Source organism: Hominilimicola fabiformis (assembly GCF_020687385.1).
In the GTDB taxonomy this organism is placed as follows: Bacteria; Bacillota; Clostridia; order UBA1381; family UBA1381; genus Hominilimicola; species Hominilimicola fabiformis.
Map to the genome: position 1 here is coordinate 193,859 of NZ_JAJEQM010000001.1, position 25,515 is coordinate 219,373.

Below are 25,515 nucleotides of genomic sequence, written 5' to 3' on the forward strand. Positions count from 1 at the left end.
CTCCTGCCAAAAATAAGCGGGGAGATTCCACTCCCCACCCAGTAGCCCGCAGAATAATGGGATGTATTAGACGCTTACAAAATTTTCCGAAGCTTCTTCCGCAGATGGTCTAACCTCGCATAGATGGCACCAGTCGTCAAATGCACAAGTGGGGCAATCTCCTTTGTGGAATACCCCTGCATTTTCAGCAGGACGATTTTCAAGGTACGCCCGTCCACCGTGACTAATACTTGATAGAGATTTTCGCTCTCAATCTCGTCCAGTAACTCCGCAACTGTATTCACCTCCGCTTGCCGCTCCCTGTCTGCCATGTCCTCAAGGTATTCCGCAACGTCATTCGTCCATCGGTAAAACCGCCTGTTGGAATTGAAGTCTGCCCTGTCCGCTATGCGTATCTGCTCAATGGTCACTTCATCAACGCCGCACTCACGCAGCAGCTTTTCCTCCGCTTCTTTCCAGATACGCCATTTCCTGTCCTCCCGTCCGTGGTTGTATGCCATTCTTTCTTCCTCCAATCAGAATTGATTGAGAGGGCAGAGAAAAGCCCCCTCATTTTCCCAAAGGAAAAAACAAGGGGGCTGAACGCCTTAAATTTTAATTTTCTATTATCTTTCTTAGTTTTCTTAGGATTCTGGCTTTGCGTTTGTTCACAACGCTCTGGGTTATGCCTAACCTCGCCCCGACTTCACGCTCGGAAAGTCCGTCAAAAAAGATTGCCTGTATCAACTCCTGCTCACTATCCGACAACAAAGGCAGGGCGGCTTTCAGCCTGTCCACCATAACAGCATTGACAACGGTTTCCGCAATGTCCGCCGCTTCATCAGCGATAAAGTCCAGAGGATTCCCCTCGCTGTCCGTAAATCCGTCCAGAGATAGCAGGCTGTTCCTCGCATCTAATTTTTGCAGGTAACGCCACCGCTCCCTGTCACGGTAGAAGTCCGCATATTGCTCCCTTACGACTTCAAGCAGACAACCTTGGACGGGGATAAACAGCTTGTCCATATATCCCTTGTCGGCTTGCCTGCGGCGGCAGAAATCCGTATAGGACAGTTCCACATAGCCGCCGCTTTCTTTGATATATACTTTTCTTGGTGCGTATTTCACCGCTAATACCTCCAATCTGAATTTTTGAAATGTAAAAATCCAGATGGAGAGGCGGGGAGCGGCAACGCACACCAGAAACAGCCCTGCGGCACTTTCCAACAAAAAACGACAAAAGAAAAACCGCAAAGGCTCTGTGACCTTCACGGTTATGGGAAATACAAATTCTGTTGTATGGAGATTGTACTTCCACTTTCAAGGTGAGAAGTACCGCTGCACTGGCAGAAATTTTTTTAACTGGTTTCCTGCCATTCTCTGATATGCTATGTATTGATAAATTTTACTTCGTATGAGCAGATGAATAACCGCCCGAAAAAAGAACATAAAAAAATCCCTCCAAATTTAAAAACAAATTCAGAGGGTAATTTAGGGTATAACAAAATAACCCACCCGAATATCGTTTTTTTTATTTGGTGAGTTTGTTCTTTCAAATACGAAACAAAAAGAGCCGATGATTCGTGAATTGTTCCACAATTTCATCGGCTCTGCGTCTTAAGCGTCTGGCTCTTTGATGACAGTTATCTTCAAGTTGTCAACTTTAATCAAGCTTTCTTGTCTGCATTTTGGACAATAAAGGGGATAATTCTCCAAAACAGTGTCCTTCCTAATTTTATTACGGGTTTTGCTCCCACAAACAGGACACAATATCCATTCGCATTTCATCATAATTAGTCTCTAATCCTTTCAAATCTCATTTTATATGACTTTTGCAAGCTGTTAAGCTAACTTGTGGAACATATGCCGAACCTTATCTATACGGCTATTCGGGCGGCGGGGTTGGCAAATAAATTTACCAATAGCTGGCTGGTATCCTTTTAACTCTGTCAAGCAGACTCCCTGCCCATTTGTGAAATAAGTTAAATCGTTCCTGTATTCTTGAATACATCTGGCAGGGATTTCTCCTTTCAGAATGACCTCGTCATTCTTTACCTGAGTACTTACAATATCTGCACAATACCTTGGGGCATCATGATACGCCCGTGAGAGATATTCCTGCGGTGCATAAATTTCAAAGTGGAGATATGGCTCTAATAGTTCTGTCCCTGCTTTTTTTAAAGCCTGCTCCAATACGATAGGGGAAAGCAGCCGAAAGTCTGCGGGGGTACTTACAGGACTATAATACAATCCATATTCAAAACAGATTTTACAGTCTGTCACTTTCCATCCATACAGCCCCTGCTCGCAGCCATAAAGAACCCCCTCCATAACCGCATTTTGGAACGATTGGTTTAAATATCCAAGTGAAACTCTGCTTTCATACTGCACTCCGCTTCCAATAGGGAGCGGCTCTATGGACAACCCGACAGAAGCCCAGAAAGGATTTGGCGGGACTTCTATGTGGATGGTATATTCTGCTTTTCTAAGCGGTCTTTCCATATATATAACAGTAGGCTCTTTTATTTCTGCCTCCACATGGTATTTTTCCTCAAGGATGGCACAAATGACTTCCATCTGCACATTCCCCAAAAAAGAAAGTATAATCTCATGCGTTGTAGTATCCACATAATATTTTAAAAGAGGGTCGCCATCTGAAATTTCTTTAAGTGCCCCAAGCAATATTTCCCGCTGTTCAGATTTCTTTACTGCAATCGTTGTTTGGAGCATAGGGAGAGGATTTTCAATAAATTTTCTCTGCGGCAACAGCATTTCGTTCCCCAAAATACTGTTTAGCTGCAAAACATCATTTGGTAAAATTACAATATCACCAGAGCAGGCTGTATCGGATGAATATAATTCACCGTTTGTCGGAACACACATCTCTGTGATTTTTATTTTCTCTTTTTCAGATATTTTAATAACATCCCTCAAATGCAATGTTCCGCTATATATACGCACATAAACAAAACGCCGCCTTTTCTCTGAATATTCAATCTTAAAAACCTGCCCGCATAGTTCAGATTGACCTTCAGGCGTTGATGAATAAAACTTACTGGCAATCACTTCTATAAGCTGCCGAATCCCCAGATTGTTTTTAGCACTTCCGTGATAAACGGGAAATAACGTTCCGTTTTGGAATCTCCTGTTTTCTTCCTGTTCCAGTTCTGACATTTTAAACGGTTTCCCTGACATATATTTCTCTAATAGTTCATCGTTTCCCATAATTACCGCATCCCACTGTTCCATATCGTCATTGTCCGTTACATTTATATGGGGATGCTGCCCAACCTTTTGCTTCACTATAATTTCCGAAGAAAGCTTTGCTTTCATTTCTTGATATACCATTGGCAAATCAATCCCCTCTTGGTCAATTTTATTGATGAAAAAAATTGTCGGAATCTTCATTGTCTGTAGTGCATGAAACAGTATACGGGTCTGTGCCTGTATGCCATCCTTTGCAGAAACTAATAATACTGCTCCGTCTAATACGGATAAAGAACGGTATACTTCCGCCAAAAAATCCATATGGCCTGGCGTATCTATAATGTTGACTTTTACATCCTCCCACTGAAAAGATGTCACTGCTGTCTGGATAGTGATTCCCCTTTGACGCTCCAAATTCATTGTATCTGTCCTTGTTGTGCCTTTATCTACGCTCCCTGGTTCTGCAATTGCACCACTGGTATACAATAAACTCTCCGTTAATGTTGTCTTTCCTGCGTCAACGTGAGCCAGAATGCCTAAGTTAATTATTTTCATGTGATTTTCCTCCTATCAACACCCAAAAAAGGGCATAAAAATACCCAGTGATAAATACTCCTATCACTGGGTAAATAACTCCAATAGCCCCAAAACACTTATATGTTTTCGGGCATATAAAATTACATGATAAAAGTATTCTTAAACTGGGTACAAAAAACTAAGCCCCATATTAAAAGTGAAACGGGACTGCTACTTTTTGTTCCCACTATCAAATTGACAGTTTATTTAAGAATACCTTGCCGCATATTTATTAACTCCTTGTATAATACTGAATCTAATTATATTCCTTAACCCTTTATTTGTCAAGCTGACAAACTAAAGCAGAAAAAGCGGCAGGATTTCCCCCTGCCACTAATCATCTGTTTATGCAAAAATAATTTCCTTTTCCACAATCTCCCTCGCACAAGCCCTTATGTTATTGAGGCATCCTGTCCATTCTAAGGCGTTTTCTGCCTTTAGCTGTTCCGTTATGCCCTGTGCCTGTTTCATACCCTCTATGAGCCTTTCAAAGCGTTCCTGTGCCTGTCTGTCAATGTCGGCAAGGTAAGCGTTAAGTCTGCCGCTTGTAAGAAGATTGGTGTATGTAACTTTGCAGTGATGCTTCAGATAATCCAAATGCCGCTGTCCCCAGATGCCTATCGGCTGTTCTTCTTCGGCGGGTACAGTTAAGCACGGTATTAAATAATCGCCTTGCCTTTCGTATTTGCCGCCCATTTCCTCAAAAATTGTCTTTGCCATTGTCTGTTACCTCCACATTCTTTTTTATTTTGAATGTCCGCAAAATCCGTCCTACATCTGAAGGTCGCCACGGACAATCCACATCGTGAAGTGCAATAAGTTTATCCTGCACATTCGTTCCTGCTCCCATCTTCTGAGTAGAGCCAAGAAGCACCCTGACTTCTCCCTTGCGGGTCTTTTGAAACAGTTCTTTTTTCTTCATATCCGTATCGGCTTCGTGTATGAACTTCACTTCACTTTCAGGAATACCTCTCTCAATCAGCTTCTTTCTGATGTCGTTATAGACGGAAAATGTGCCGTCATTCTTCGGCGTGGAAAGGTCACAAAACACAAGCTGTGCCGATTTCTTGTCGGCATTTTCTTTCCATATCCGATAGATGTTATCGACGCAGGCATTGATTTTACTGCCCTCAAAATCAGGCAGCATATCGTTTAGCATACGCTGGTCAAGAGCCAGTTTTCTTCCGTCATTCGTGATTTTCAGCATATTATCTACGCTTGAATCCACACCGCCGCCACGCACCTGCTCGGCTCTCTCTGCAAGGGAAGCAACCATCTCCTTCTGCATTTCCGATGGCTTTACTGCAATGTTATGGTACTTTGCTTCCGGTACTGGCAGGTTCAACATATCTGCTGTTTTAATGTCCGCAATCTCCTTGAACATCGCCATTAGTTCCGGCAAGTTATAGAATTTTGCGAACCTTGTCTTTGCTCTGTATCCTGTTCCTTCCGGTGTAAGTTCCACTGCCGTAATGGTTTCTCCGAAAGTGGAAGCCCAGGCATCAAAGTGCTGCAACCCATTTTTCACAAGCGTGTTGTACTGCAAATATCGCTGTATCGTATAGAGTTCCACCATACTGTTTGAGATAGGTGTACCCGTTGCAAATACGGTTCCTCGTCCTCCGGTAATCTCGTCAAGGTAACGACACTTCATAAAGAGGTCGGAAGATTTCTGTGCTTCCGTCTGTGCGATACCGCCCACATTACGCATTTTTGTATAAAGATAAAGGTTCTTGTAATAATGGCTTTCATCAACAAAAAGTCTGTCTACACCAAGTTCCTCAAAGGTTACAACATCATCTTTTTTCGTCTGGTCATTGAGTTTATCAAGTTTCTGCCTGATAGATTTCTTTGACTTTTCAAGCTGCTTTATGGAGAAGTTTTCCCCTCGGTTTCGCTTGAGTTCCGCAATTCCTCCGGTTATCTCCTCAAGCTGCTGTTCTAAGATTGCCCTCTGTCTTTCAATGGACATCGGGATTTTTTCAAACTGTGAATGTCCGATGATAACTGCGTCATAATCTCCAGTTGCAATCCTGCCGCAGAACTTTTTACGGTTCTTGGTTTCAAAATCTTTCTTTGTTGCGACAAGGATATTCGCCGCCGGATAGAGCTGCAAATACTCAGCCGCCCATTGTTCGGTCAAGTGATTTGGTACAACAAACAGTGACTTGTTACAAAGCCCAAGCCTTTTCGACTCCTGTGCTGCCGCTACCATTTCAAAAGTTTTTCCTGCTCCGACTGCGTGTGCAAGAAGTGTATTTCCTCCGTAAAGGATATGAGCAACCGCATTTTTCTGATGTTCCCTGAGTTCAATTTCAGGATTCATACCATTGAAGATGATATGACTTCCATCATACTCACGAGGTCTGACGCTATTGAATTTCTCATTGTAAGATTTGCAAAGCCTTTCCCTTCGTTCAGGGTCAGACCATATCCAGTCCTGAAATTCCTGCTTAATCATTTCCTGCTTCGACTGAGCAATCGCTGTTTCCTTTTTATTTAGGACAGCCTTTTTCTTTCCCTCATCATCTTCGATATAATCAAAGATACGCACATCTTTTAAATTCAGCGTTTCCTCAATAATCTTATAGGCATTGATGCGGGAAGTTCCGTAAGTGTTATATGCCCTTACATTTCCTTTGTCATAGGATTTTCCCTCAATATTCCACTCACTCGTAAATGGAGAGAAGTGAACTTTGATATTCCACTGTGCATAACGTGGTGTTTCAAGCAAATGAAAGATAAACTCCTGCACATCGTCCGGTGGCAGCCAAGTTGCACCAAGTCGCACGGAAATTTCACTTGCAGTCAGGTCTTTCGGCTGCACCTTTTGAAGTGCTTCTACATTGACCTTATAATCTTCCGGATAGAGTTCTGCCGAGTTCTTTGCAATCTTCAGCTTTTCCCTGACATTACCCGAAAGGTATTCATCAGCCATCAGATACTTCGGTTCGTAAGAATTTCCATACTCATAAAGCGGGTTTAGGAAGATAACACCCTTTAAGTCCTCAAAGATTTCATTCTCCGATTTACCGGAAAGCCCCATCATATAGTCCATATCAATCGTGGCTTTTTCTCCAAGAGATACCGCCAACGCTTCGCTTGCCGTATCAACAGAAGTAACCGGAGTATGCGGCTTAATTGTCCTCTTAGAAAACATATCAGCCTTACGCTCCAGTTCTCCGTCCTCTCCGATTATCTCCAATGCGGAAAGCAAAGAGAATGAACTGTCCTGCGAGAAAGCAGAAGTATTTGCACGGCTGTTAATGAGTCCGTACTTACCTGAAAAGGTATCATAAAGTCTGTTTAATCGCTCCTGCTCCGCTTTGATTTCGCTGTCAGGGTAATCTTCTGTCTGCAATTCAATCAGCGTTCTGACGGAATTTCTAATAGCAATCATACCCTTAATTCGGTTCTCTGCGGTTGCCGACACTTCCACCGGAGTCATACGGGAATTTTCACGATAGTAGATTTTATCGTCTACCACCGTATAGGAAAAGTTTCTCACTGTCGGGTCTGCCGGAATAGAATTATCTTCCTCCTCCAGTTCTTCCTCAGTTTCATATTCCGTGATTTCTCCGTGAATGTTTGCTACTGCTTCATCAAGCTGTGCTGCAAGGTCTGCATTTTCATACGGCACACAAGTTGCTTCCATACCGAAACGCCCCGATACCATTTTCATTTCTCCGAGTATCATTTCGGGGTGCTGCACAAAATAAGAGTTCATCTTAATTCCGTTCTCATCGGTATCAAGATGAACCCAATCCGGCTCAATATCTATCAGTCTGTCACGCTTTTGCAGGATAAGAATATCCGAAACGACTTCCGTTCCTGCATTACCCTTAAAGGTATTATTCGGCAATCGAATTGCTCCAAGAAGCTCTGCTCTCTGTGCAATATACTTTCGTACTGCTAAAGTTTCCTTATCCATTGTGCCTTTGCTCGTTACAAGAGCCATCACACCGCCGGGTCTTAACTTATCAAGGGACTTGGCAAAAAAGTAATCGTGTATCAGAAACTTATGCTTGTCGTACCTTTTATCCGATACCTTAAAATCTCCAAAAGGCACATTGCCAACCACTCCATCAAAAAAGCTGTCCGGCAGATTGGTTTCTTCAAATCCTTGTGCCGCAATGGTTGTTTTCTGGTAAAGCTGTTGTGCAATCCCTGCGGAAATCGTATCAAGTTCCACACCGTAAATCTTACTGTCCTGCATTGCGTCCGGCAGCATACCGATGAAATTACCGATACCGCAGGACGGCTCTAACAAGTTGCCTTCCTGAAAGCCCATCTGCTCCATAGCCTTATAAATGGCTGTGATTACTTCAGGCGGCGTGTAGAACGCAGTCAACGTGCTTTCTCTTGCCGAAGCATATTCCTCCGGTGTTAATACCGAAGAAAGTTCCAGATATTCAGTTGCCCACGCTGAATTATTTTCATCAAAGGCTTCTGAAAGCCCACCCCAACCGACATATTTTGATAAAACAATCTGTTCTTCAGGAGTGGCAAATCTGTTTTCTTCCTGACATTTTTTAAGAAGCTGTATCGCCATAATATTTCTGCGGAAGCGTTCCTTTTTACCAACTGTTTCAACCTCATTTTCCCTGAGATTAAAGGTGTGGCGTTCTGCCATAGACACATCAGGGTGCAAGTCAAAGCCTTTGACCTTTTTCTTCTTCTCCCAAGCGGGAACTACCGGCTCAGGCTCTTTTTCATTTCTTTCTTCGGCAGGTTCTTCCTTTACAATCAAATGCTCATTCATCGGATTCTCACGCACTTTTCTGTCAAACTCTGTGCGTAAAAATTCCTTATTGAACAGTGGCATATCATAGTCATAGAGCATTACTCTCTCATCATCAACAGATAAGATTTCGTACTCAGAAGCACCGATATACACCTTATCGCCAAGATGATATTCATACTGCACATCTTGCGACTGTTCTGCTTCTTCAGGTTCTTTTTCGGTTGGTTCGACCTCCTGCTCCGGTGGTGCATTAGAGAGTATCTCACGGTTTCTTTTCGTTTCTTCGATTTTGGTTCTGCGTTCCTCTTGACTTTCAAGCCACTGAGGATAGTGTTCTTTTTCCTTTGGATTTAAGTATCTGTCTGTTCGGATAAGTTCCCCGATACGTTTCTCCACCTGCGACCACGAAAGCGTGATATGTGGATTTTCTTTACCGATACCTTTCGTAATCGTAATACCTTTTCCATCGTGACTCTCATCAATTCCTGCTCCGATTATTACTGGATAAGAGCCGCCCCAACCGTACTCATTTTTTAAGAAGTCTGCGTTTTCTTTTGCTGAAAGGCTTTTTTCAAACTGCTCATAGATACGCATTTTACCCTCAGAAAATCCGCTTCCATTCGCAAGAACAGCGTCGATAATCTCCTGAGAAAAAGTAAAGGCAGAGGTTTTCTTTTCCTCTGCCCGACCGTCTAATATGAATGTCATCTGACCGTCCATTGACGGTAATGGTTTTATGCTGTCACTTAATTCTCCCAATAATCGCATAGCTTCAAAATGTCGAGCAATAACAGCCCAATCATAAAAACTCTGTGCGGTTCTGCTGTCGTATTTGCCCTCCCACAAATGCAGAACGTTTTCAAAGGTCTTGTACCCTACTGTCCTGCCATCCTCTAAAGTAAGCTCGGTATAATCATTATTGAAAATACTCTTTACATACTCTGTGCGGTCTTTGTTATCAGGATTACGTTCATAATAATCTTTGATTTCTTCCAGACTAGCCGACAAATGTGGTGTCGTTCTGAGAATTTCATTGATTACTTCATCACGTCCAAAGAACGGAAGGCTTTTATCCTCGTGCGTTCTGTCGTAATACTCTAAGCGAATATCACTTCCGCTTTCACGATTTCCTGTGCCGAACTGCGAAGAGAGTTCATCAGACGAACCCATTTCATCATATCCTCCGCTTTCATCTGTTCGGTCACTCCCTCTTTCTGTGCCATCTGGCTCAGGATTGTTTCCTCCATCTTGCTGGCTCTCTGTTCCACTTCCGCCAAGTGCTGTGTCAGTTCGCCCCTCGTCAGGAGATTGTAGTAAAGGACTCTGTGATGTTCCTTCAGAAACTCTCTCCTCATCTGAGCGTACCTGCCCAGCGTCACTTCCGGCTGCTGTGGAAGTTTCAGGTTCGGAAGGCTGTAATCGCCCACCATCGTGTAGGTCAGTTCGTTCATCGTCCAAACTCCTTTCGTCGTTATTTTCAACCTTATTGTATTCATTTCTGTCCTGACCGACAATTATGCGATTTTGACGGTTGAGTGCAGTAATTGTTTTAGATATTTCCGTTAATCCCATTTCTGCAATATCACTGGTAGCAAATCCAAGTGCATTGAGTGTTTCCTGCGTATTGAAGTTAGTAACATCTCTGAAATCATCAAGTTCAAAATAACCGTCCGTATCAACGCCAAGCCTTGACATCATCATATATGCCACACTATTTGTCACGACATTTTTATAAATGAAAGCTACAATATCCTCTTCCACTTCCTCGAAGGAACTACCCTCGGTTGCATAGTAAAGGTCTTGTAGATAATCAGGGATATTATCCTCTGCCGCATTTCTTGCTGCTCCCATAATTGCTTCGGCAAGACTGCTCTTATTCTCAATCTCTCCGAAAGTGCTTTCCAATGTTTCAATCACATCAGCTTCGTATTCCTGACGCATATCCCAAATCGGGACTGTTCTTGAATATCTGCTTTCGTGAGTATCTGAAATATCAAAGTAATGTGTCAGTCTTTGCCGTGAACGGTTTTCATCAGCAAAAACAGCAATACCTCTTGCACCTCGGTTGACCCATCTGCCAAAAATTTTGTTCCACTGCTCTATCTCAAGAACCGCTGTTGCATCAGGTCGCTGTGCATATACAAGTAGCTGTTCGTCATAACGTAACTTATAATTTCGGCAAGCCGAAGCCAAGAATGCCTGCCAGTTCTGAGGATTTGACACAACCGTTTTGCAGGTGCGGTTGTAAAGCTCAGAAATAAGGTCATATTTTCGTGCCATTACTCTTGCACCTCCTTATCGCTGTTTTTCTCTATTTCTGGTCTTGTTTTTTGACGGTTCGGATTGATTGACAGGTTCAACTTTACTTCCACTAAGCTCCATTTTTTCAGCAAACTCGCATATATGATAGCAGCAATTTCCGACATACAAATGGTAGTCATCAATATATTTACACGCTCTGTCTGCTGTGTGTCCATCACGAAAAGTAATCCTGATTTTCCCTCCATCGGGAATATAGAATTTTAAGTTGTAATGACTGTCTATAAATCGAATTTGCTTTTCCTGCGGCTCTGCTCTATTCTCCTGTTGCTTCATTTTCCTTACCTCTCATTTTTGTTGCTTCATCAGAACCGCCGCCCAAATACGAAAAGAGTTTACCTGACTTTGTATTCTTCTGCAGCTCCATAATCACACCCATATCAGGAATCGTGATATTCGGGATTTTCAGGATTGCTTCCATATCAAGCTGCTGCAACTTTTTCTCCGTATCACAACCGGAGTCAAAGAGTTTATTCAGCACCTTGACCTTATTCTGAAAAGTTGCTTTGTCTTTCACGAAAATACCTCCTTAGCTAATGTTGATTACAATAGAAATACTGCCGCTCTGTTCTTCTTTCTGCGGATTACGTGAATACTCAGGAAAAAGGGACTGTACTCTCTGCCTTGCCCTGCGTATGGTTTCAAAACAAGGAAGTCCGTATGCTCGGTAATTAAATACAATATCCTCAAGCGGAAGATTTCCGGCTGGTATATATCCGTACCGATTGTAATAATGCAGAATGAGAAGCATATCATCATACCTCGACATCGGGCATTCCTTTAAGATTTCAAGCACTCGGCTCTCCACCGTTTTCTGTTGTTTCATAATGTTCCTCCAAAAATTAAAGGGACAGAGTTTTTTACGCTCTGCCCCGACTGGTTAATGTTCGCTTGTTACTTACTTCTTACGGTTTTTAACCTGAAGAAAGATAAAGCCGCCGACAATAACGGCGACTAATGCGATAGCGATAATTGTCTTTGCTTCCATTACTCGTTACCCTCCTTTTTCTTCTTTTTGTGTGCAACAACAGAAGTTACGGCGATACCGACAGCAGAAAGTCCAGCAAGGACATACCAAAGTTTCATATTGGTATCATCTCCTGTTTTCGGAGTATCCCTCAACTCATTGTGCATTTTTACAACGGCTGTTTCATCAAGTTTGATAGTAACATTCTGGTCGGCAGGTGTGATATATGCAGCAGAGGCATTGTTTGCCACTTCGGATACGGTATATTCGCCAATACGAAGTCCCTCAATCACGATTTCGCCGTTCTTATCTGTTTCAAATGTCATATCATAACCGTTTGCTCCGGTTACTCTGAACGCAAAACCTTTAACCTTACCATCTGAAGATGTCTTGACGATTTTCAGTATTCCACGCATAGCTTCATTGAAAAATCCAACACCAGCCTTATTCTCAACGGAATAAGTTGTTTCGTCTTTCTCAATGAAAACAGAGTATTCTCCCTTATCAAGCAGGAAGCCCTCTGGTGCTTTTGTTTCACGGACAATATATTTTCCGTAAAGCAGCTCTTTCATCTCATAAATTCCGGTTTCGGTTTCTTCAAGATTTCCGATAAGTTCATCGCCATCATCAATCTTTCCGTTCTCATTGGTGTCCTTATATACCTCAAAGGTTGCACCCGTAAGTTTGTTATCTGGATATTCAGCGTCCATCTTCGTGAGTCTGATATTGCCGTGAACATACTCATTGACAATCTCAATTTCAACTACCTGCTCGGCTTTGCTGATATTGACCTCATACGCTTTTTCATCAAGAACAAATCCCTTTGGCTGCTCGATTTCTCTTACAATCCATTTGCCATAAGGAACTTTTGCAAAAGAAAAACTACCGTCTTTTGCAGAGGTAGTCGTCATAAGTGCAGTATCTTTTGTAAATTCTGTTTCTTCGGCTTTGAAGATACCGATAACAGCACCCTCAAGTGCTTCTCCGTTCTCGTCAATCTTCTTACCTGATACAGAACCATAGATAAGTTCATTCTTGATTTCTTTTCCATCATTCACTTTGATTTCAACTGTTGCGGTATCCTGACCTGCATATTCAAACACAACCGGATATTTCGTATCAGAGAGAACATAATGCTCATCGGTTGCAATCTCCTTGACATAGTATTTGCCAAACGGAAGGTCTGACTTCATAACAGCAGTTCCATTTTCATTTACGCTGACAATCTCAATCAGTCCATCAGCCGGAATAACTGTACCGCTTGCAGATACAATATCTTCTGCGGCATAAAGACCAAAGCTGATGTTTTTGATTTCTCCGTTGTCGCCAATACCAAATGTCTTATCCTTTTCAATGGCTTTTGCAAGGCTTACCTGCACTTTCTGTCTTTCGTTATAGAACGATGTGGAAGTTTCGGTAACAGAGATATTCTGACCTGCATAAGTAAGCTCAACCGTATGTGTTTCGCCACTGATTACCATTCCATAAGGTGCGGTAATTTCCTTGACCTCGTATTTTCCGAGATAAAGTTCTTTGCTCTTCACAAATCCATCGGAGCTTGTTGTGATAGTATCTACCACTTCGCCCTTTGAATAGCGAAGTGTACCGTCCGGTGTGCTAATATCTTCCGCAGCACGGACTTCATAAACTGCACCCTCAAGTCCTGCCACTTCATAAACAGGCTGATAAATAACATCACTGTCCTCAGAACCACTTACATTGACACCACTAAATACTTCTCCGGTCTTTTCAACCGTGATAGTACCTTTCTGTGCCATATTCGGCTTATTGACTTTCACAACAGTTACGCCGCCTTCCTCTGTGGAATTTTCTTCGGTAATATCAAAATATACCGGAGTATCATCAAGTACATATCCGTATGGAGCTTGTACCTCTACGATGGAATATCCCTTGCCGTAATCTAATTTCTCAGGTGTTACAAGAGAACCATTTGCGTCGGTATAGAACACATCAATCGTGGTCGGTGTCGGATAAGTAAAGGTCATTTTGACCTGATTGCCCTGTGGGTCGTAAATCTTAAATCCTGCTCCTGCATACGGAATACTCTTTCCGCTTTCTGCGTCCACCTTGACTACATTGACAAAGCTCTCAAAGTTACGGTTATTGATAAGATAACGGTAGGTCTGTGCGTTCTGTGAAATGAACACATCAAAATCGTCCATCATCTCTCTGCCTTCCCAACCGGAAGTCTGGTGTACGGTATAAATACCATACGGCACATCTTTTGTCTGACCGAAGCCATATTCATCGCATACGATAGTATCTCTCTCGTCTTTATTGGCTGCGTCATAGCTTCCGGCAGATTTCAGGTAAATCTCAAAGGAAGCACCCTTTTCAGGTGTTTCAATCTTTGTTTCTCCATCATCAGTGTGTTTAATGATAGCCACATTGCCTTTGATTACCTGCTCGGTTACATCATTGGAAGTAAGGTTGTGTTCCACCTCATAAAGTTTCGGGTCTGCACCTACCTTGTGAATGGTCTTATCAAGGAGATAGCCTTCACTCGGTGTAATTTCTCGGATTGTCCAGTCGGTATCACAAACATATTCTTTGGTAGTGAACTGACCGTTTTCATCAGTAACATACTTATCTACAAGCGTTTCGCCCTTATAGATACCGTAAACTGCTCCCGAAAGTTTGGCATTGCCCTGTGCTTCGCCCTTCTCAGCGTCGCTCTTTGTGACTGTTACAGTAAACTTCTTCAAAATGTTATTGAAGTTTCTTGTGGTTACTTCTTTCCACTTCACTGGTGCAGTCTGATTTTTCGGTACGACATAACGGATAGCTGTGTCTACTTCTTCAAGTGTATATGGTTCAGAACCACTGATAAGCACATCTTTGAAAGTTGCCACACCGTTTTTGTCTGTAACTGCATACTGGTCAACAGCATCACCGGAAAGAGAAGTACCGAAAAGATGGAACTTCACACCTTCAACAAGGTTATCTTCTGAGGACTTCACTACCTGAAGGTCGCCACGCTTCAATTTGTTATTGAAAGTGACCTTTGCAATCTGTCCTGCTACAACAGTAACTCTATGTGTTTCCTGCGGCTCGTACTTATCGTATGCCTGCTCGGTTACAGTATAGATACCCGGCATAAGGTTATCAATCTGGAACTTACCGCCATTAGCTGTTGTAACTGTCTGATTGATACCGTTTCCGGTAATCGTGAAGTTGATACCGTCAACCTTGCCGTCCTCACTGGTCTTTACAATCTGACAAGAGCCATAGCTGACTTTCATTTTCACATAACCGTTGATACTGTCGCTTACTTCCTGAGCATAGCTGACAACATCCTGCACACTGGAGTTCTGACCATGTTTACCCTCTGACCATACAACCACACCTCTGCGGACTGCATTTTTCTTCGTTGCGGTAATGGTAAATTCCTTACTCGGTGCAGTATCCATAGAAACAGTAAGTTTGTTACCATTCACTGAAAAGTTCACTCCACTGATACTTGCCTTGAAATTATATTTGGACAGCACATTGTTTGAGTCTGTCAGGGTAGTTGTGTACTTACTTCCGTTCCACTCAAGTTCTATTGTCTTTGCCGAACCGGATGATTTATTACAAAAGCTTGGTATGGTCGCATGGTTCTGTACACTCTGCACCATACTGTTGTAATAACTGAAAATCTTATTGCGGAGCGGATGCCTTGCATTGATGACATCTTTCACATTGCTGCAACCACTGGCTGATACATGATTGAAGTTCACATCACGCTCTCCGATAACAGTTTCCCAGATAAGAAGCTGTGTGGCATAAGCCTGTGCAATGCTGTTTGCTGCTGCTTCATTCTGTGACCTCCAAGATGTCGAGATTGTCCCACGATAGCCATACTGTAAAATACGACCAACGAAAAGACGGATTTCATCTCCGGAAATAACCCCATTGGATGCAAGGTTATTAAAATAATTTTCGTCATACTTATTCATTGTCTGACCGACCTTGAGCGAAATTCCCGGCTCAATACAATAAGCAACATTGCCTGAGTATGAGCCAATAGCCTTAAGATTGGTAAAATTGGAACGTCCGGTATGCCAACCATTTTTCAAGGTCAAATTGCTGTGTCCCCATACCCCATCGTAATTAGCATCGCCATCACGAGGGAAATCGACCATATAAACATCGGCTTTTTCTCCCGAAGCAGCATATGCTGTTGTCGAGCCAATGCCTGCAAAAGTGGTCACACACATAAGGGTCGCCAAGAAAAGCGACGTGACTCTTTTGAATTTTGACTTTATCATTGCGTTTCCTCCTGTAAAAATTGAAAAACACACCGTATCTCTACGATGTGCCTTTGTGGATTTTCTCTTACGACAAGATTTACCTGCCGAAAAACAAATGCGGATTTTTCGTTAATTTTTCATTTTACCATACACCTCCAGTCCGTTCATACTGTGCGATTGCCCCTTAGAGATAGACATATACTTTGAGATAGTTATATTCAAGTGAGATAATATATATCATTTTCGGTAGGTAGAAGTATAACTAAGGGGTTAGAGTGTGAGAAAGGGGAACTGTAAAACAGGCTATCTGCTGTCACGCTCTGCACGGTTACGCAAAAACTTGTTGTAATGCTCCAATGCCTTGCAGACAAAATCCTCCGTCTGACTGACGGGAATGTTTTTCGGGATAAGCTGTCTTACTCTGTCGCCCCTCAACACGATTTTCTCCTTTTGGTTCGGCTTTTCCTCAGACATAACAGCGTGGATTGCTTCTGTTGTAAGGTTGCCCTCGTTGAATAACTTTCGCATACGGATTGTCTGGTCGTGTGACGGGGTAGCGTCATTCAGGTCGATTTCGTCAACCACATCACGCTGGCAATCTTCATCGAGATAAGAAAGTTCTACGGCAGGACGCATTTTAATACGCCCCTCATCAACAAATTCAAGCAGTTCAGGAACAAGGTTTGTCAGACGCACATATCGGTGTATCTGATTTCTGCTGTCCCCTGTTTCCTGTGCAATTTGTTCATCGGTTCGTAAATTCGTCCCCACTGGGGACACATTTTCTTTTCTTGGTCTGCCTGCTTGTCTTTTCATTGCTTCCAAACGCATTTTATACGCAAAGGCTTTTTCACTCGGCAATATCTCTGACCTCTGAAAATTACTCTCAACCATTAAAATGGTCGCTTCATCTCTGTTCAGGTCTACAATCTCACTTCTCAGGGTTTCAAATCCTGCCAGTTCACAAGCTCGCTTTCGTCTGTGTCCTGAAACAAGTTCATATCTGCCGTCCTCTTTCTGCCTTACCGTTGCCGGAGTAATAACCCCTCTTTCCTTGACACTCTCCACAAGCTGCATCATATCTTCATCGTCCCTGACCTTAAACGGGTGGTCGGGAAAATCATCAATCAGCTCCAATGGAATATCTCGGATTTTTGAAAGCTGTTCTTCATCTCTCTGTGCCTGAGTGGTAAATAAATCATCGAGCTTCGTGAGAGTGAAGTCGCTCTTTCTTCCTGCCATCGGCTAACACCTCCTTTGTAAATTCAGCGTATGCCTTAGACACTGTGCTGTTTGGCTCATAAGCATAAATGCTCTTGCCTTTGGAAGAAGTTTCTGCGGCTTTTACGGCAATCGGGATTTGTGTTCGATACATTCTTATCTGATTACCGAAGTTTGCCCTGAGTGCTTCCACCGTACTCTTTGCAAGGTTTGTTCGGCTATCCACCAAAGTAAGCAGCATACCGTCTATCTTAATATCCGGATTGATATACTTCTTTACTTTTGAAATTGTCTGCACAAGCTGTGTCATACCCTTTGCAGGCAAATACTGAGCCTGAACCGGAATGATAACACTGTCTGCCGCCGATAAAGCATTGAGAGTAACCATACCAAGTGAAGGCATACAGTCTATAATTACATAATCATATCTGTTCTTCACTTGACTCAGATAATTCTTGAGTGTAGTTTCTCTGCTCATTGCGTTTACAAGGTTAAATTCCATTGCTGAAAGCTCAAGGTTTGCCGGAACAAGGTCAACACCTTCTTCGTGATGCAGGATACCAACCATAGGGTCTGTCATCGTTTCATTGATTACATCTGTGAGTTTCGTTGCAAGCGTGATACCCAAACTGTCTGTATCCTGCCAACCAAGACAAGTCGTTAAATCTCCCTGCGGGTCTGCGTCTATGAGCAATACTTTCTTGCCCTGCATTGCAAGCCCGACTCCGAGATTAACTGTTGTGGTGGTCTTTCCGACTCCGCCTTTCTGGTTACATACGGAAATCGTTTTACAGTTTGACACTTCTTTTTGCCCTCCTTTCTGAAAATTCATAGCCACCGCATTATGGCTATGTACCTGACCGACTCATTTCCTAATCGGTCATAGCAATATTTGTTCTCAACACCCCTTGCCAAGCAAAACGCTTATGGGAAATCACTAAGGAACAGACTGCTTATCTGTATCATAGGGTTCTAACCTCTGCCGGGTACTCCGCCAGCTCCGTAGAGAAGTATCATTATCATTCTGACTGTCATCGCCATATCAGGGGCAACCTGATACTCTTAGCCGGAGTTCTCGCTATTCTGAAATACAGAAATCACGGCGTACCTGCTAAAGTGGCTATCATCAGAAATAAAGTCTTAGTGAATGACTTATTCAATTTTCAAGCGAAAAGGCTTCCGTTTTTGCTATCCGGAATGAACCCCTTCACTCATTTGGACAAAGGGGTATGAAATGCACACCCAAAATCGCCGCTTTTCCGAAAATATTTCAAAAAATTTTTTTGAAATAAAAAAAGCCGCCTACTCCGGTTAGGAAACAGACGGCAAAACACGTTCTAAATGTATTCAATTTTCAATTTCTTTTTCTTTGCTTCAAGCACTTTGCAGAGGACATCATCTACTGCGTCGGTGTATCGTCCCTGAGCTGCTAAATTGTTCTTCAGTTCAATGAGCGATTGTATCACTCGGCTTCGTTCTTCTTCATTTAAGTATAGATGATAGGTTTTCTCTCTCATTGGCTTTCCCTCCATCTTTCAAATGTATTTTTGATTATCTCCACATCTTCCTCTGTATCGGAGGAAATAAATATATGTACGCTCTGAAAAGCTTTCTTTAAATTATTGGCATAATCCAGTTCTGTGCCTTTCATCGGCAACTTAATCAGCCTTATTCCTCTTTGCTTGCACATATATGCTTTCATTATTTCTATATTCTCATCGGCACTTCCTGACTCAATAGCCAACTTTTCTGAAGGTATGTATGTTTCAAGCGGAACTCCAAGCAATCGGTCAGAACCAAGTTCTGCTTTCAAGCCTTTCCTATTAGAATAATAGCTGACCGCCAAAGCAGGAAACAATGACAAATACTCCTGCTCACAAATTCGACAGCCTTTCTTCAATATCGTTCTTTCATTTATCTTCATACTCCATGAATGACCGTGCCTGCATTTCCACCATGCTCTCTTTGCTGAAGTTCGTGATACTTCTGTCGGCTTCAATTTATTCTGTTCATAATCCCATTCACTGAGAAGCTGACTGTCTGTTGTCGCCAAATCATTATATCCGGCAAGAACTTCTCTCTCCGCACAAACGGGGCATACCGTTCCTTTCACACGGGCATTGATAACTGATTTCCACTCATTACCGCATTTTCTACACTTCCACCAGACATTTTTCCTCGACTTTGCATTTACTTCATCAGGCTTCAATGGCAAGTTCTTCTCCGACCATTCAGCAGCAATTTCAGGATGTGTTGTCTGTAAATCGTTAAATCCTTTCAGGAATATGTACCCACTGCAATACGGGCATTTACTGCCACCAGAACGGGTAGAAATAAGGGTGTTCCACTCTCTGCCGCAATCCTTACACCTCCACCAAGCCTTACGATTGGCAAAGACCGTAACCTGAGTTGAAAGTAACGGATAATTTCTGTCCGACCACTCGGCTGCTACATCCGGCAGAAGCGTTGCAAGGTCATTAAATCCTGCCAACACTTTATTGTGGGAGCAATACGGGCAACCTGTTTTATTTATTGTCCTGCTCTTAATGGCAGCTTCCCACTCGTGTCCTTTCTCACATCTCCAAATCACTCTCTTATGAGAACCAATAGAAACCTCTGTCGGTTTTATCTTATTCTTTTTCGACCACTGTTTCACCAGTAATGGCTCTAATGTCGTCAAATCGTTAATACCTGCAATCACTCTCGCACCGGAACATATCGGGCATTTTTCTCCATTGGAACGAGCCTTAACGCTTGTCTGCCATTCGTGACCGCAAGTACCTTTCCACCATACTTTTTTATTTGAGCCGAAGGTAATATTATCAGGTGTAAGCGGTAAATTCTTCTCCGACCACTCCGAAACAAGTTCCGGGCGTACTTCTGCTAAACTGTTATTCATAGCCAAACCTCAACCTCCTTGTGCTTAGAGTATATGAAGTTTTAGCTTTATCTTGTAGTTTGCGAATATCTGTATAAATAGAAAAAGCCCTTTGAGAAAAGGATTTCTCCTCTCTCAAAGGACAACCTGACAAACTGAAAGTTGCCGCTTTCCTGTACTTACCATTTTTCATTAAAGCGGCTGCATCATCTCAAGAATGATTCCATCCGGGTCTCTGAAATAAAACGCTCTGCTTTCCCCAAATCCATCTGCTCTAAAATCGAAATACTGCGGTTCAGACAAGCACTCCACATTATTATCTACGAGATGTTTGTAAGCAGAATCAATATCATCTGTGTAGAAACATACTTCCGAGATGGATGTTGTAAACAAATCAGAGGGAACTTTCTTTACTTCGTTGTTTACAAACTGAATCAGCTCAACTGGCGGTGCTTCAACAGCCTTGGAGCCATTCAAATAAGCGACCCTTGCTTTGCAATTTACTCTACGAAACATTTTATCTGTTTCTTCGCCTTCCATAAAAATCTCTCCTTGAAACTCAAGCCCAAGGACATCTCTGTAGAATGCAATTGAGCGTTCCAAATCAGAAACCGTTAGTCCTACATGATAAATTCTTCCAACCATATATATTCCTCCTGTAAATTTCGATATGTATTTTTGTTTGTTTTAAAAATGGGCAATCCCGATTGGAATTGCCCACTCATTGCACTAATTATGCGATTTTCTCTTGTTTGCACCGATTTCTGCATCAATTGATGTAAGTTTGATGTAAATCGCTGTTTTTTCAGTTTTTTATCAAATGAAGTACGTCCCGTCTATTCGGTAAAACGGTACATCTTTACATCATCTTAATAGAGCTTTGCACCTGCCGGAATGTGGTCATCTACCATCAGAAGATGAAGCTTTTCTTCGCCTTCTTCTTCATGAATAGCACTGAGGAGCATACCGCAAGAGTCAATGCCCATCATAGCTCTCGGTGGAAGATTTGTGATAGCAATAAGAGTCTTTCCAACCAGTTCTTCCGGCTCATAAAAGCTATGAATACCGCTTAAAATGGTTCTGTCTGTGCCTGTTCCGTCATCAAGAGTAAACTGTAACAGTTTCTTTGACTTCGGTACTGCAACACACTCTTTAACCTTTACTGCACGGAAATCTGACTTGCTGAATGTATCAAAATCAACAAATTCCTCAAATAAAGGCTCTACCTTTACCTTAGAAAAATCAATCTTTTCAGACTCAGTTTTTACATTTTTTTCAGGTGCTTCAGAAGCTGTATTATTTACATCATTTTTCTTATTTACACCATCTAAGGACTTCATTGTCGGGAACAGAAGAACGTCGCGGATGGCTGGGGAATCGGTAAGGAGCATACACATACGGTCGATACCGAAACCGATACCGCCTGTCGGTGGCATACCGATTTCAAGTGCACGCATAAAGTCTTCGTCTGTTGTATTAGCCTCTTCATCGCCCTGCGCAAGAAGTTCTTCCTGTGCTTTAAAACGTTCTCTTTGGTCGATTGGGTCATTAAGCTCAGAATAAGCGTTTGCCATTTCCCAACCGTTCATAAAGAACTCAAAACGTTCAACGTAATCAGGGTTTTCAGGCTTTTTCTTTGTAAGCGGTGAAATTTCAACCGGATGATCCATAACGAAAGTCGGTTGAATAAGGTGTTCCTCTGCATATTCTTCAAAGAACAAGTTAAGAATATCGCCCTTCTTATGTCTGTCCTCATATTCAACGTGGTGCTCATCGGCAACCTTACGAGCCTCTTCAAGTGTATTAATTTCGTTAAAGTCAACGCCTGCGTACTTTTTAACTGCGTCAACCATTGTTATACGTTCAAACGGCTTACCCAAATCCATTTCTATACCGTTATACACGATTGTAGTTGTACCAAGCACTTCCTTAGCAACATGACGATAAAGATTTTCTGTAAGATCCATCATACCGTGATAATCTGTGTATGCCTGATACAATTCCATAAGAGTAAATTCAGGGTTATGGCGAGTATCAAGACCTTCGTTTCTGAAAACTCGTCCTATTTCATAAACCTTATCAAAACCGCCCACGATAAGGCGCTTTAAGTAAAGCTCAAGTGAGATACGAAGTTTGAAATCTTCGTCCAATGCGTTAAAGTGTGTTTCAAAAGGTCTTGCGGCAGCACCGCCTGCGTTTGCGACAAGCATAGGTGTTTCAACTTCAAGGAAGTTTTGACCGTTAAGGTAGCTACGGATTGACGCAATAATCTTTGAACGGTTGATGAATGTCTTTTTAACATCGGCATTCATAATAAGGTCGATATATCTTTGACGGTATCTAAGGTCTGTATCTGTCATACCGTGGAACTTTTCCGGAAGCGGAAGAAGTGATTTTGAAAGTAGAGTGATTTTTTCGGCTCTTACCGAAATTTCACCTGTCTGAGTTGTGAAAACTTCACCCTCTGCACCGATAATATCGCCTATATCAAGCTTTTTGAAACGAGCATATTCGTCCTCGCCCAAAATATCCTTTTTAACAAAAAGCTGAATTTGTCCGTCTATATCAGAAACGTGAACAAAACCGACTTTACCCATACCTCTCTTTGACATAATACGTCCTGCGATTGAAACAGTCTGACCGTCAAATTGAGATACTTGTGCCTTTATGATTTGTACTTCGTCACTGCCGCGTTTCTTTAATTCGCGTTCTTCCTCTGTATAGTTTTCTTTAAGTTGAGCAGATGTGTGTGTTCTCTCAAATTTTGTGATTTTAAATGGGTCACGTCCGTCATTTTGAAGTTCTGTAAGCTTATCTCTGCGGACTTGCAAAAGTGCCGATAATTGCTCTTGTGTTTGCTCTGTGTTTTCCATCTATTGAAAACCCTCCTTAAATCTAATTCTGAATATACTATATAATTATATACTATTTTTATTGAATTTACAATGACTTTTTGAGAAAAAAGTCATATTTTAAGCAGAAAACTGCGTATAAAATTATATTTTCCATTGACATAAGGGTGAGAATTATATAAAATACAGTTTAGAATATTACGGAACGGAGATTTTTAAAGTGAAAAATCCTACAGTAAAAAAGATATTTGCTTGCGTGGCTGTGCTTACCGTGTTGACAGGTTCGGCACAAGGTGCGTACAAAGTTGAAATAGATGACGATACATATGTGTCGGACGAAGTATATTTTGCACCTGTGTCAACTTGGGACGAAGTCAAGGCACAACGCATAAATTTAAAGCAAGGCAAGGTTTTGTTTTACGCGGGCAAAGAAAATGAGCCGTATAAAATTGCGGCGGAGGTTATGCCGCTGAACACGACAAACAAGAAAATTACATATAAATCCGAAGATATAACGATTGCGGCAGTTGACGAAAACGGTGTTGTTACACCGACTGACAAAATAGGTGATACATTCATTGATATAAGGTGCGGAAACGCATTGTCAAAGTTGAAAGTAAGCGTTGTTAAGGGAGTAGAAGGCGTCGCAATGTCGCAAAGTGAAATGACATTGTATGCGGATAAGCCTATTACCGCAAAACTTACGGCTATGGTTTCGCCGACAGACGCGACTATACAAAAGGTCAGATGGTACAGTGACGACGAGTCGATTGCAACTGTGGACAGTGAGGGACTTGTATCGCCTTGCGGTGTCGGAACAACCGACATTTACGCAAAAACGGAGGACGGCGACTATACGGCAAAATGCACGGTTATCGTTACAACATGGGAAAAACGTAAAGAGGATATACCTGTTGTATACACCGACTATGATATGACGGTTGATGAAATGGTTGAAGAACAAATGACCGCAGAACCGGCTGTATTTACAAACGGTGTGTTCCCGGCGAGTGAGGAAAATGTTGAACAGTATGTAAATCCGGAAAATCTTGTGTCGGGATATGAAAAGTATCAGTTTATGGATTTGAGTGTGTCAAACAATGTCGATTCCGCTACACTTGATACTTATTTAAAGGGTAAAGGCGTTTTGGACGGTCACGGCAGTGAATTCAAGAAAGCGGCTGATGATAACAATGTAAGTGAAGTATATCTTGTAATTCATTCATGCCTTGAAACAGGTAACGGTTCGTCTGATCTTGCAAACGGTGTTGAATATAACGGTACAACGGTGTATAACTTGTTCGGTATCGGTGCGGTGGACGAATCGCCGATTGACGCCGGTGCAGAATATGCGTATAAGCAAGGCTGGACGAGTGTAGAAAAGGCAATCGAGGGCGGCGCAAAGTGGATAAGCGAAAATTATATCAATAATTCTAAATACGGGCAGAATACTTTGTATAAAATGAGATGGAACCCTGAAAAACCTGCCGAACATCAATACGCAACCGATATTGCGTGGGCGTCAAAACAGGCAAAGAGTATGAGCAGTATGTTCGAGGCATTCCCAACGGCAAAGTATAAATTTGAAATTCCGAGATACAGCGGACAGGATAAAATAGAGGTTAAATAATTTGAAAATTTAATACATTTCGAAATAATATAATAAAAAGGATGATAAAGATGAAAAAATATTCAAAAGAAAAAGCTGAATTTTTTAGAGAACTTTCTAATTTTGCTAATAGTATTGGAAAAATTATCTCTAAAGATGATAAATGGACAATAAAGGGGTTTATAGATATTTTTAAAAATATTTATTCTATTTCGAATGATACAAAGATAATTTCAAAAGTTTTGGAAATACAAATATTCCCGTATTTAATCACATTTGCAGAGAAAATAGGATACAATTTAGAGTTGGCAACTCACCAAAACTGGTATCCGGATTTAACTTTTATATCTAAGACCAATGAGGACATTAAATTTGCGGTGGATTTGAAAACTACATATAAAGATGATAAACGTGATGGTTTTTGCAATGGTTTTACATTAGGTTCTCATGGTGAATATTTTATCAATAGAAATAGTACAAAAAATATTCAATATTCATATAACGAATATAGCGGACACTTTTGCATTGGTGTGATTTATTCTAGAAATATTTTAGATGAGTCTGAAAACTTGAAAATATATAATTTGGAATGTTTAGAGCAGATTCCTGACGTTATAGGCGATTTTATATTTTTTGCCCAAGAAAAATGGAAAATGGCGAGTGATAAGCCCGGGAGTGGTAATACAGCTAATATAGGCAGCATAAAAAATATTGAGGATATAATAAAAGGTGATGGTGTGTTTGCAAAAGCTGGAGAAGATATTTTTGATGATTATTGGTCGAATTATGGAAGACTTCAAGTAAAAGATAAAAACAACAATAGGAAAGCATTGTCATCTTTTGAAGAATATATAAGATATAGAGGCTTGTCGGATAAAATAAATAATTCAAAAATGCGAAGAAAAAGGTGAAA

At 41.7% G+C, this 25,515-nt stretch carries 17 protein-coding genes and 1 pseudogene; 2 read left to right on the forward strand and 16 right to left on the reverse strand.

What is annotated here, in order from left to right; genetic code table 11:
* Positions 1 to 74 precede the first annotated feature (74 nt).
* The 16 genes and pseudogenes from LKE05_RS00995 to lysS form a co-directional block, all read right to left on the reverse strand.
* Positions 75 to 500: an RNA polymerase sigma factor gene (locus LKE05_RS00995; RefSeq protein WP_000323896.1), complete on the reverse strand. Its 426-nt coding sequence runs from the start codon at positions 498 to 500 to the stop codon at positions 75 to 77.
* A gap of 94 nt (positions 501 to 594) precedes the next feature.
* Positions 595 to 1,248 (reverse strand): sigma-70 family RNA polymerase sigma factor, encoded by a 654-nt coding sequence (locus tag LKE05_RS01000; RefSeq protein ID WP_004852858.1) that lies wholly within the window; start codon positions 1,246 to 1,248, stop codon positions 595 to 597.
* Between the two features lie 329 nt (positions 1,249 to 1,577).
* Positions 1,578 to 1,767: pseudogene (locus tag LKE05_RS01005) on the reverse strand (cysteine-rich KTR domain-containing protein).
* 51 nt (positions 1,768 to 1,818) lie between these two features.
* Positions 1,819 to 3,738: a tetracycline resistance ribosomal protection protein Tet(O) gene (gene tet(O), locus LKE05_RS01010; RefSeq protein ID WP_118053697.1), complete on the reverse strand. Its 1,920-nt coding sequence runs from the start codon at positions 3,736 to 3,738 to the stop codon at positions 1,819 to 1,821.
* 366 nt (positions 3,739 to 4,104) lie between these two features.
* Positions 4,105 to 4,479 (reverse strand): TnpV protein, encoded by a 375-nt coding sequence (locus tag LKE05_RS01015; RefSeq protein ID WP_001140406.1) that lies wholly within the window; start codon positions 4,477 to 4,479, stop codon positions 4,105 to 4,107.
* Positions 4,460 to 10,783, reverse strand: coding sequence for a helicase-like domain-containing protein (locus LKE05_RS01020; protein WP_431835073.1), 6,324 nt, complete (start codon positions 10,781 to 10,783; stop codon positions 4,460 to 4,462). The genes LKE05_RS01015 and LKE05_RS01020 overlap by 20 nt, the downstream gene beginning before the upstream one ends.
* Before the next feature lie 15 nt (positions 10,784 to 10,798).
* A complete protein-coding gene (locus LKE05_RS01030; protein ID WP_161209660.1) occupies positions 10,799 to 11,098 on the reverse strand; it encodes a hypothetical protein in 300 nt (99 codons plus the stop codon).
* Positions 11,079 to 11,339: a hypothetical protein gene (locus LKE05_RS01035; RefSeq protein WP_023920501.1), complete on the reverse strand. Its 261-nt coding sequence runs from the start codon at positions 11,337 to 11,339 to the stop codon at positions 11,079 to 11,081. The genes LKE05_RS01030 and LKE05_RS01035 overlap by 20 nt, the downstream gene beginning before the upstream one ends.
* Before the next feature lie 12 nt (positions 11,340 to 11,351).
* Positions 11,352 to 11,648, reverse strand: coding sequence for a hypothetical protein (locus LKE05_RS01040; RefSeq protein WP_055062735.1), 297 nt, complete (start codon positions 11,646 to 11,648; stop codon positions 11,352 to 11,354).
* A 161-nt stretch (positions 11,649 to 11,809) separates the two neighbouring features.
* Positions 11,810 to 16,060: a SpaA isopeptide-forming pilin-related protein gene (locus tag LKE05_RS01045; RefSeq protein WP_161209662.1), complete on the reverse strand. Its 4,251-nt coding sequence runs from the start codon at positions 16,058 to 16,060 to the stop codon at positions 11,810 to 11,812.
* A gap of 285 nt (positions 16,061 to 16,345) precedes the next feature.
* The gene (locus LKE05_RS01050; protein ID WP_008789316.1) at positions 16,346 to 17,284 is read right to left on the reverse strand and encodes a ParB/RepB/Spo0J family partition protein; all 939 of its coding nucleotides are present in this window, start codon (positions 17,282 to 17,284) and stop codon (positions 16,346 to 16,348) included.
* The gene (locus tag LKE05_RS01055; RefSeq protein WP_023920497.1) at positions 17,241 to 18,065 is read right to left on the reverse strand and encodes a ParA family protein; all 825 of its coding nucleotides are present in this window, start codon (positions 18,063 to 18,065) and stop codon (positions 17,241 to 17,243) included. The genes LKE05_RS01050 and LKE05_RS01055 overlap by 44 nt, the downstream gene beginning before the upstream one ends.
* A gap of 535 nt (positions 18,066 to 18,600) precedes the next feature.
* A complete protein-coding gene (locus tag LKE05_RS01060) occupies positions 18,601 to 18,780 on the reverse strand; it encodes a hypothetical protein (protein WP_002594660.1) in 180 nt (59 codons plus the stop codon).
* On the reverse strand, positions 18,777 to 20,162 hold the full coding sequence (locus LKE05_RS01065; protein ID WP_161209664.1) for a zinc-ribbon domain-containing protein: 1,386 nt from the start codon (positions 20,160 to 20,162) through the stop codon (positions 18,777 to 18,779). Before LKE05_RS01065 ends, LKE05_RS01060 begins: the two co-directional genes overlap by 4 nt.
* Before the next feature lie 171 nt (positions 20,163 to 20,333).
* Positions 20,334 to 20,786, reverse strand: a complete 453-nt coding sequence (locus LKE05_RS01070; RefSeq protein WP_015517515.1) for a VOC family protein — start codon at positions 20,784 to 20,786, stop codon at positions 20,334 to 20,336.
* Positions 20,787 to 21,010: 224 nt separating this feature from the next.
* Positions 21,011 to 23,014: a lysine--tRNA ligase gene (lysS, locus tag LKE05_RS01075; RefSeq protein WP_308455660.1), complete on the reverse strand. Its 2,004-nt coding sequence runs from the start codon at positions 23,012 to 23,014 to the stop codon at positions 21,011 to 21,013.
* A gap of 199 nt (positions 23,015 to 23,213) precedes the next feature.
* On the opposite strand from lysS, the gene LKE05_RS01080 reads away from it, so the two are divergent.
* Complete coding sequence (locus LKE05_RS01080) at positions 23,214 to 24,623, forward strand: N-acetylglucosaminidase (RefSeq protein ID WP_308455661.1); 1,410 nt, start codon at positions 23,214 to 23,216, stop codon at positions 24,621 to 24,623.
* Between the two features lie 50 nt (positions 24,624 to 24,673).
* Positions 24,674 to 25,513 carry a type II restriction endonuclease gene (locus LKE05_RS01085; protein WP_308455662.1) on the forward strand — a complete coding sequence of 280 codons (840 nt, stop codon included), beginning with the start codon at positions 24,674 to 24,676 and terminating at the stop codon, positions 25,511 to 25,513.
* Positions 25,514 to 25,515 lie beyond the last annotated feature (2 nt).

What these genes read in the sequence shown, in the direction of transcription:
- LKE05_RS00995 (WP_000323896.1), bottom strand. Translation starts at nt 500, where the DNA reads ATGGCATACAACCACGGACGGGAGGACAGGAAATGGCGTATCTGGAAA.
- LKE05_RS01015 (WP_001140406.1), bottom strand. Translation starts at nt 4,479, where the DNA reads ATGGCAAAGACAATTTTTGAGGAAATGGGCGGCAAATACGAAAGGCAA.
- lysS (WP_308455660.1), bottom strand. Translation starts at nt 23,014, where the DNA reads ATGGAAAACACAGAGCAAACACAAGAGCAATTATCGGCACTTTTGCAA.
- LKE05_RS01070 (WP_015517515.1), bottom strand. Translation starts at nt 20,786, where the DNA reads ATGGTTGGAAGAATTTATCATGTAGGACTAACGGTTTCTGATTTGGAA.
- LKE05_RS01040 (WP_055062735.1), bottom strand. Translation starts at nt 11,648, where the DNA reads ATGAAACAACAGAAAACGGTGGAGAGCCGAGTGCTTGAAATCTTAAAG.
- LKE05_RS01060 (WP_002594660.1), bottom strand. Translation starts at nt 18,780, where the DNA reads ATGAGAGAGAAAACCTATCATCTATACTTAAATGAAGAAGAACGAAGC.
- LKE05_RS01065 (WP_161209664.1), bottom strand. Translation starts at nt 20,162, where the DNA reads ATGAATAACAGTTTAGCAGAAGTACGCCCGGAACTTGTTTCGGAGTGG.
- LKE05_RS01030 (WP_161209660.1), bottom strand. Translation starts at nt 11,098, where the DNA reads ATGAAGCAACAGGAGAATAGAGCAGAGCCGCAGGAAAAGCAAATTCGA.
- LKE05_RS01050 (WP_008789316.1), bottom strand. Translation starts at nt 17,284, where the DNA reads ATGGCAGGAAGAAAGAGCGACTTCACTCTCACGAAGCTCGATGATTTA.
- LKE05_RS01045 (WP_161209662.1), bottom strand. Translation starts at nt 16,060, where the DNA reads ATGATAAAGTCAAAATTCAAAAGAGTCACGTCGCTTTTCTTGGCGACC.
- LKE05_RS01020 (WP_431835073.1), bottom strand. Translation starts at nt 10,783, where the DNA reads ATGGCACGAAAATATGACCTTATTTCTGAGCTTTACAACCGCACCTGC.
- LKE05_RS01085 (WP_308455662.1), top strand. Translation starts at nt 24,674, where the DNA reads ATGAAAAAATATTCAAAAGAAAAAGCTGAATTTTTTAGAGAACTTTCT.